General features: G+C 60.5%; 8 protein-coding genes. 7 read left to right on the top strand and 1 reads right to left on the bottom strand.

What is annotated here, in order from left to right:
- Positions 1-21: 21 nt before the first annotated feature.
- From R6U20_RS13940 to R6U20_RS13920, 5 genes are all read left to right on the top strand, one after another.
- Positions 22-159: a hypothetical protein gene (locus R6U20_RS13940; RefSeq protein WP_410338446.1), complete on the top strand. Its 138-nt coding sequence runs from the start codon at positions 22-24 to the stop codon at positions 157-159.
- 331 nt (positions 160-490) lie between these two features.
- On the top strand, positions 491-2,149 hold the full coding sequence (locus R6U20_RS13935) for a CCA tRNA nucleotidyltransferase (RefSeq protein ID WP_410338445.1): 1,659 nt from the start codon (positions 491-493) through the stop codon (positions 2,147-2,149).
- Positions 2,150-2,159: 10 nt separating this feature from the next.
- On the top strand, positions 2,160-2,720 hold the full coding sequence (locus R6U20_RS13930; protein ID WP_410338444.1) for a hypothetical protein: 561 nt from the start codon (positions 2,160-2,162) through the stop codon (positions 2,718-2,720).
- A 61-nt stretch (positions 2,721-2,781) separates the two neighbouring features.
- Positions 2,782-3,273, top strand: coding sequence for a DUF4174 domain-containing protein (locus tag R6U20_RS13925; protein ID WP_410338443.1), 492 nt, complete (start codon positions 2,782-2,784; stop codon positions 3,271-3,273).
- A 231-nt stretch (positions 3,274-3,504) separates the two neighbouring features.
- Positions 3,505-4,119 carry a hypothetical protein gene (locus R6U20_RS13920; RefSeq protein ID WP_410338442.1) on the top strand — a complete coding sequence of 205 codons (615 nt, stop codon included), beginning with the start codon at positions 3,505-3,507 and terminating at the stop codon, positions 4,117-4,119.
- Positions 4,120-4,277: 158 nt separating this feature from the next.
- Here R6U20_RS13920 and R6U20_RS13915 read toward each other — a convergent pair whose 3' ends face one another.
- The gene (locus tag R6U20_RS13915; RefSeq protein ID WP_410338441.1) at positions 4,278-4,748 is read right to left on the bottom strand and encodes a hypothetical protein; all 471 of its coding nucleotides are present in this window, start codon (positions 4,746-4,748) and stop codon (positions 4,278-4,280) included.
- A 946-nt stretch (positions 4,749-5,694) separates the two neighbouring features.
- On the opposite strand from R6U20_RS13915, the gene arsD reads away from it, so the two are divergent.
- Together arsD and R6U20_RS13905 are read left to right on the top strand one after the other, a co-directional pair.
- Positions 5,695-6,006, top strand: a complete 312-nt coding sequence (arsD, locus tag R6U20_RS13910; RefSeq protein WP_410338440.1) for an arsenite efflux transporter metallochaperone ArsD — start codon at positions 5,695-5,697, stop codon at positions 6,004-6,006.
- A 66-nt stretch (positions 6,007-6,072) separates the two neighbouring features.
- Positions 6,073-6,905: TRC40/GET3/ArsA family transport-energizing ATPase (locus R6U20_RS13905; protein WP_410338439.1), on the top strand; the 833-nt coding region annotated here is incomplete at its 3' end.

Genomic DNA, 6,905 nt, shown 5'->3' with positions numbered 1-6,905 from the left:
CAGGTGCCGGGCGGCGCGACGATGGGCGTGGGCGATCGTCTGCGCATCGTGCCGAACCATGCGTGTGTGACCGTGGCCACGCAGCCGGTGCTCTACGCCGTAGACCGCGACGAGGTGGTGGATACGTGGCCGGTGCTTCAGCGCTTGGTGCATCAGTAGTAGAGACGCGTGTATCTCGGATGGTCTCTCTCGCCGGAGACGTTGGCCGCCCGGGATATACGCTTCGCTCCTGATCCCGGGCTAAGGGAAGGGATGAAACCGAACAAACCCATAGCCGGGGATCGCTTGCATCCCCGGCGATCTGTGAGGCGAATGCTATCGGCACGTCGCTAAACACGTACACGGGAGACCGTTGAACCCAGGGGTTATCTACCTCTCTTCTTTCCCTCCTGCAGCGAGCGGTCCTCCCATTCGTCCGAACGTTTTCGGGCGCAACACGTGCGCCTATGCTGTGCACTGACCATTTGTACTGACTCCCTGCTGACGCTCCATGTCCACCGAACTGCGCACTGCCCTCCGCGACCGACCATACGCCGACCTGCTGAAGCGCATCGGCGAGGTCGCGGCCCAGGAAGAGATCGAAGCCTATGCGGTGGGCGGGCTGGTGCGCGATCTGCTGATTGGCCGCCCCACCACCGATCTCGACTTTGTGACGGTGGGCGACGGCACGGGCATTGCCCTGGCCGAGGCCGTAGCCGACGACCTGGGCGGCACCACCGCGCACGTCTACCCCAACTTTGGCACCGCGGCCATTCGCCTGCCGGCCCCGTGGGCCCCGGGTGTGGACGAAGACGCCGACCCGCTCGTGCTGGAGTTCGTGGCTGCTCGCAAGGAGAGCTACCGCCGCTCCTCGCGCAAGCCCATCGTGGAAGACGGCACGCTCGAAGACGACCAGCACCGCCGCGACTTCACCATCAACGCGATGGCGATGCACCTGCATCCGGAGCGCTTTGGGCAGCTCATCGACCCGTTCAACGGACAGCGCGACCTGGATCGCGAGACCATCGACACGCCGCTCGACCCGGTGGAGACGTTCGACGACGACCCGCTCCGCATGATACGCGCGGCTCGCTTTGCCACGCAGCTTGAGTTTCGGGTGTCCGACCGCGTGTTTGAGGCGATGACCAACCGCGCCGACCGCGTCGAGATCTTGAGCCAGGAGCGCATCACCGAGGAGCTCAACAAGATGATCGTGGCCGACCAGCCCTCCATCGGCTTCAAGATGATGGAGGCGAGCGGCATCCTGGCGCATATTCTTCCGCTCGTGCAGCGCCTGAAGGGCGTTGAACGACGCAACGGACGCGGCCACAAAGACAACTTCTACCACACGCTCAAAGTGCTCGACAACCTGGCCGAGCGCACCGCGCACCGCGACGCCGACGACACCCGCTGGCTGCGCTGGGCTGCGCTCTTCCACGACATCGCCAAGCCCGACACCAAGCGCTACTCGAAGCAAGACGGCTGGACGTTCCACGGCCACGAGGATCGCGGCGCCCGCATGATTCCGGACATCTTCCGCCGCCTCAAACTGCCCATGGACGAGCGGATGCAGTACGTGCAGAAGATCATCCGCCTGCATCACCGCCCCATCGCGCTGGTCGACGACGACGTCACCGACTCTGCCGTGCGCCGCCTGCTCTACGAAGCGGGCGACGACGTAGACGACCTGATGATCTTCGTGCGCAGCGATGTGACCTCGGGCAACCCGCATCGCCGCCGCCGCTACCTGAAGGCGTTCGACCGCGTGGAAAAGAAGATGGTCGCGGTCGAAGAAAAAGACCGCCTGCGCAACTTTGAGCCACCCGTAGATGGGTACGAGATTATGGAGACGCTCGGCATCGACGAGGGCGTAGCGGTCGGCATCGCCAAAACGTGGATTCGTGAGGCGATCTTGGACGGCGACATCCCCAACGAGCACGACGCCGCCTTCAACTATCTGATGCAGATCAAAGACGAAGCCCTCCGCCGGGGCGAACTGTTCGAGACGATGCTGCACCGCCTCAGCGGACCCGAACGCCGCGCTACCGGTGCTATCAAAGACGCTGTGTTCAACGCCGACCTGCCCACCGACGAAGACGCCGCCCTTGCGCATCTTGACGCCGTAAAGCAGGACACGCTGGCCCCCGCCGAACCCGCCTCGTCCGACTGACCCTGCCGCCATGCCCGACTCCAACACGTCCCTCTCCAATGCGGATGCCTCCACCAAAGTCGCCACGCTGGCGCGGCTGGCATCGTGGCTCGTGCGTGGCGTGGGCGCATTCACCATCGCCTCGCTGCTCGCAGGCCTCGGCACCTGGTGGGCGCTCTTCGGCGGATGGCCCGCGCACGGACTCGCCCAGCTCCTTGCCATTGGCCTTGCCGGACTCCTGCTCCTGCCCGCCGGGGTGCTCGCGCTCTTCTACCAGGGCCTGCGCGACCTGATGGCCCTGCCCGAGCGCCTCCGCGACCAACTCGATGTCGACAAAGACGCCGCCTCCAAGGCCGCGCGCGCCGTACGTCCTGGCCCCAAACAAGGCAGTCGGCTGCGGCGCTTCGTAAAGGGCCTCTGGGCAATGCGCACCGCCGTCATGGACAGCAAGGGCCTGCTCCTGCGCTACGGCGCCATGATCCGCTTCATCACTCCGTGGTCGCTCCTCGCCGTGCTCGCCGCCACCGCCGCCACGTTCGTGCTTAGCGCCGTGGCTGTTGTTGGGGGGATGCTCAGGCTGCTGCTCGGGTGAGGAATGCTCCGTTCCGGTGCCCACCGACGCCTCTCTTTGGTCCCCCTGTCTCGTTTGTGCCATGTCCCTGCCCGCCCGCTTTCGGAGCCTCAGTTTCGGGATCTTGCTGCTTATTGCGGTTTCCTTGCCTGCATCAGCCACCTCCCCCGCCATGCCCGACACCACCACCTTCAATCTCGCCGACCACCGGTGGACGCACCGTCCGCTTCTCATCTTTGCCCCGAGCGATACCAGCGCATCCCTTACCGCACAGCACGAGCGTCTCGACCGCGAGCTTGACGGCGTGCGCGAGCGCGACATAATCGTTGTTACGCTCCTCGCCCACGGCCCCAGCACGTACGAGGGCACGCCACTGCACGCCGACACAGCCGATCGTCTGCGCACTCAATTCGACATCGCGCCCGATGCCTTTCGCATGCTGCTCATCGGCAAAGACGGCACCGAGAAACGCCGCTACGACCAGGTGACCGCCCCAGAAACCATCTTCCAGGTCATCGACGCCATGCCCATGCGCCAGCGCGAAATGCGCCGCGACAGCACCGACGCGGAGTAGCGCACCACGACAAGCGTACACACCGCTCTCTCTCTTTCATCCGGAAGCACAGTGCCCCTCTTTTTGGCGGCGGTCAGGGAATCCAGGTCGCCTACGACGATGCGTTAATACCCGTGTCGCTCTTGCTCCAAAGACGTACAGCACTCAGCGCCGTGGCGGAAAATACAATAGTGGTGTTACCATAGTATTATTGCAGTGTTACGTCTGTCCCCTAATACACCGCTTGTACGCATGTCCTCACTCCGCCTACTTCTATATGTCGCACTTCCCGCAGGGCTGGTACTGCTCTTCGTCTTGGGGGCTCACGTTGCCTGGCAGATTCCCTTTGGCGTAATGACACGCGATGTATTCGCGATCGCCGATTTGCATCCATTTACAAGCATCCTGTCGAATCTCGGCATCTTGCTGTGGATGGCCACCGCCTCGATCTGTGCATTTGCAGCACTGTGCTGCTGGCACCGTCAGGAGCGACGCGCAGCCCGTTTTTTGGGATGTTCAGCGCTGCTCTCGAGCTACCTGTTGGTCGACGACTTCTTTATGCTGCACGAGCAACTCTTGCCCGATCTTGGCGTGCCCGAGAAAGGTGTGTATGCGCTCTTAGGAGGTGCCGTTTTCATCTATCTGTGGCACTTTCGCGGCATCATTGTGCGTCACCGTCCGCTGGTATTCGCTGTGGCCCTCGGCTTGCTCGCGACCGCGGTTGGATTGGACTCGATTTCGGATCCCTACCTGTACCGATACGGCGACTGGCACTTCATCATGGAAAACGCGCCGAAGTGGCTGGGCATTGTCACCTGGTGCAGCTACTACATGGCCGCTGCCTATGACTATGTAGCCCCTGCTTAATCTATCCCGCCGATGGTGTCCTTTGCAGCCCAACGGAGCCGTTCGCAGCCCGAAATAAGAAATCGAAACAGGTTCTTAGTGTAGAAGCGAGTCTTCACCGCGGCCGCCCCCAGTGCGTGGCCGTGAGCGGGTCGTCGGGTCGCTAAAGGCCGGCAGACCTACTCCGGTGCACTATCCAACACGAGAGATCCTCCATAGATACCATGCAACTCGTATTTGTCATCTCCAAGCGTGACAAATATCATGCTCGCATCAACAGGAGCAAGCTCATCAGGGTTGGGTCGTTCATTTATTGGTTTGTACGAAGAGACCTTCACATAATAGGATCCCACGCTGTAGAATGTCCGGTCCAGCCAGTCAGATACGTAACTTCCTTCTCCCAGCCGCTGACATACATCGGGATTGATCTGATCAGTGAGCAGTTGGATTTGGCCTGTTCCCTCGGGGAGGCCTAATTCGGCACGTTCTTCCGCCCATTTCTCGGCAGTTAGAAACTGCTCAATTCGGTACCGATTCCGCTCTACTTCCGCTGGACATCCATCGAGCGTGTTGCGGTCCTGTGCATGTAACGGCTCAATTCCAACGCCGAGCATGACGCCAAGTATGATAAGTTTCCAGATTAAACGCATGACTTAATTTGCTTGACTTCTTATTAAAAATTGGCTCATGTTAAGTCTATGGTGAAGCTATAGTCCACACATGCGCTGTAGGATGTCGGGACTCACGTGGTCGTGGTTGAAGGCTAACTCAAACATTGCGATATATCCGGATAGTGCTCTGTCACAGGTGATTCTGTGGGTTAAACCAAAATGGATACGCGTGCTGTGCCGTCCCGAACAGTTCCTGCTAAACATCAAGGAGATGGTTCGACTGCGCTCACCATGACAGGCTTCGTGGGAGGATGATTGCAGAGCAACTATCAAAATGAGGGTTGACACAGCAACAGGTAGTCTTTGTGCACGCCTCGAAACAGCCGAAGTCGGTTCCGCAAGCCCGTCCAAATGCCTTCGATGGTGTTCACGTGCACTTCCCGAATTCCATCCCCGTCCCGGTCGGCCGCCCAACCAGTGGAGTGGTTGATCGCCATCCGTTCTCGCGGTTCCTTGTCATCTTCAAGCCATAGGTACGAACGGTTGTCATCGGTGTAAATGAGCGCCTCTTCATCGGTCTCTTCAGTAACGACCTCCTTGAAACGATCTCTTGGAGCGTTGCGGTTGTTGTATCTGGGTAGACCTGGAAGCGGGCCGATCCGGTTTCACGACAGACCAGTCCGACAATCGGTACACAGTCATTGGCATACGTTCCTCGCCCACGCTGCTTATTCTATTGTCCTACAGTCTTCGCCCACGCCGGAGCCTCACGCTAATCGCGGTACCAACCAGCACGTATGATCAAGTCTCATTTTGTAGATACGATACAGCTTTCATACTGCAAGGCTGGACGACATCCGGCGATTAATCTCACAGTATCACACACAATGAACAGGCCATGAATGCTATTGCAACAGCGAAACCACCGTCTGATCTTGTTATATCGTATATCGACGATGTAAAATAATAAGACTCGTTTTCAGCTATGCCGAAACTCGATGTGTTCGATCCGCCCATGTGCTGCTCTACCGGAGTGTGTGGTCCCGAGGCCGACGACACGCTCGTGGCGTTCTCCGGCGCGCTGCGCTGGCTCCGTCGCCACGGCGCGGAGGTCACGCGCTACAATCCGAGCACCAAACCCGAAGCCTTTATGGACACGCAGGTCGTGTACGATGCGCTGATGAGTGAGGGGCAAGACGTGCTGCCACTGATCCTTGTGGATGGCGAGATTGTCCATACAGGCGATTACCCCTCACGCGACGAACTGACCCAACTCGTGGGCCTCGAACCGGCGTAGCGCGGTATGCTTGATGCTGCCTGCCCCATCGCTTCGTATCCCCCTAAACACCTATATTTTAAAGATATGCTCTCCTACCTGAACAGCCCCACGCGCCATCTCTTCTTTACCGGCAAAGGCGGCGTGGGCAAAACGTCGCTGGCGTGCGCCTCGGCGGTGAAGCTGGCCGATGCCGGACACAATGTGCTGCTCATTAGCACCGATCCGGCGTCGAACCTGGAGCAGGTGCTCGAAGCGCCGGTCGGAAGCGACGTGGGAGCTGTGGGGAGCGTGCCGAACCTCTCGGCGATCAACATCGATCCAGAGGACGCGGCGGATGCCTACCGCGAGCGCGTCATCGAACCCATGATGGGCGTGCTGCCCGACGAAACGGTCGCGCAGGTTGAGGAGCAGCTCTCCGGGGCCTGTACCACCGAGATTGCCGCGTTTGACAAGTTCACGCAGTTTCTGGCGGATTCGGAGGCGACGGCTCCGTACGATCATATCGTGTTCGACACCGCGCCCACCGGCCACACGCTGCGCCTGTTGGAACTGCCGGCGGCGTGGAGCGACTTTATTGAAGACAATCCCGAAGGCGCGTCGTGCCTGGGTCCGGTGTCGGGGCTGGAGGCGCAGCAAGATCGCTACACCGAAGCGGTGGATGCGCTCAACGACAGCGACCGCACCACGCTCGTGCTGGTGAGTCGTCCCGAACACGCTGCGTTGAAAGAGGCGGCCCGCTCCAGTGGCGAGCTACGCGATCTGGGCATCACGAACCAGCAGCTGGTGGTGAACGGCGTCTTTCAGGCACAGGACCCGAGCGATCCGCTGGCCGCCGCCATGCAGGAGCGCGCCGACGAAGCCTTCGACGCGATGCCCGACACGCTTGCCAATCTGCCTCGCGACATTGTGCCGCTGAA

The organism is Longimonas sp. (assembly GCF_046498435.1).
GTDB lineage: Bacteria > Bacteroidota > Rhodothermia > Rhodothermales > Salinibacteraceae > Longimonas.
Note: the sequence above shows the minus strand (reverse complement) of the source record. Positions and strands in the feature narration are given on the sequence as shown.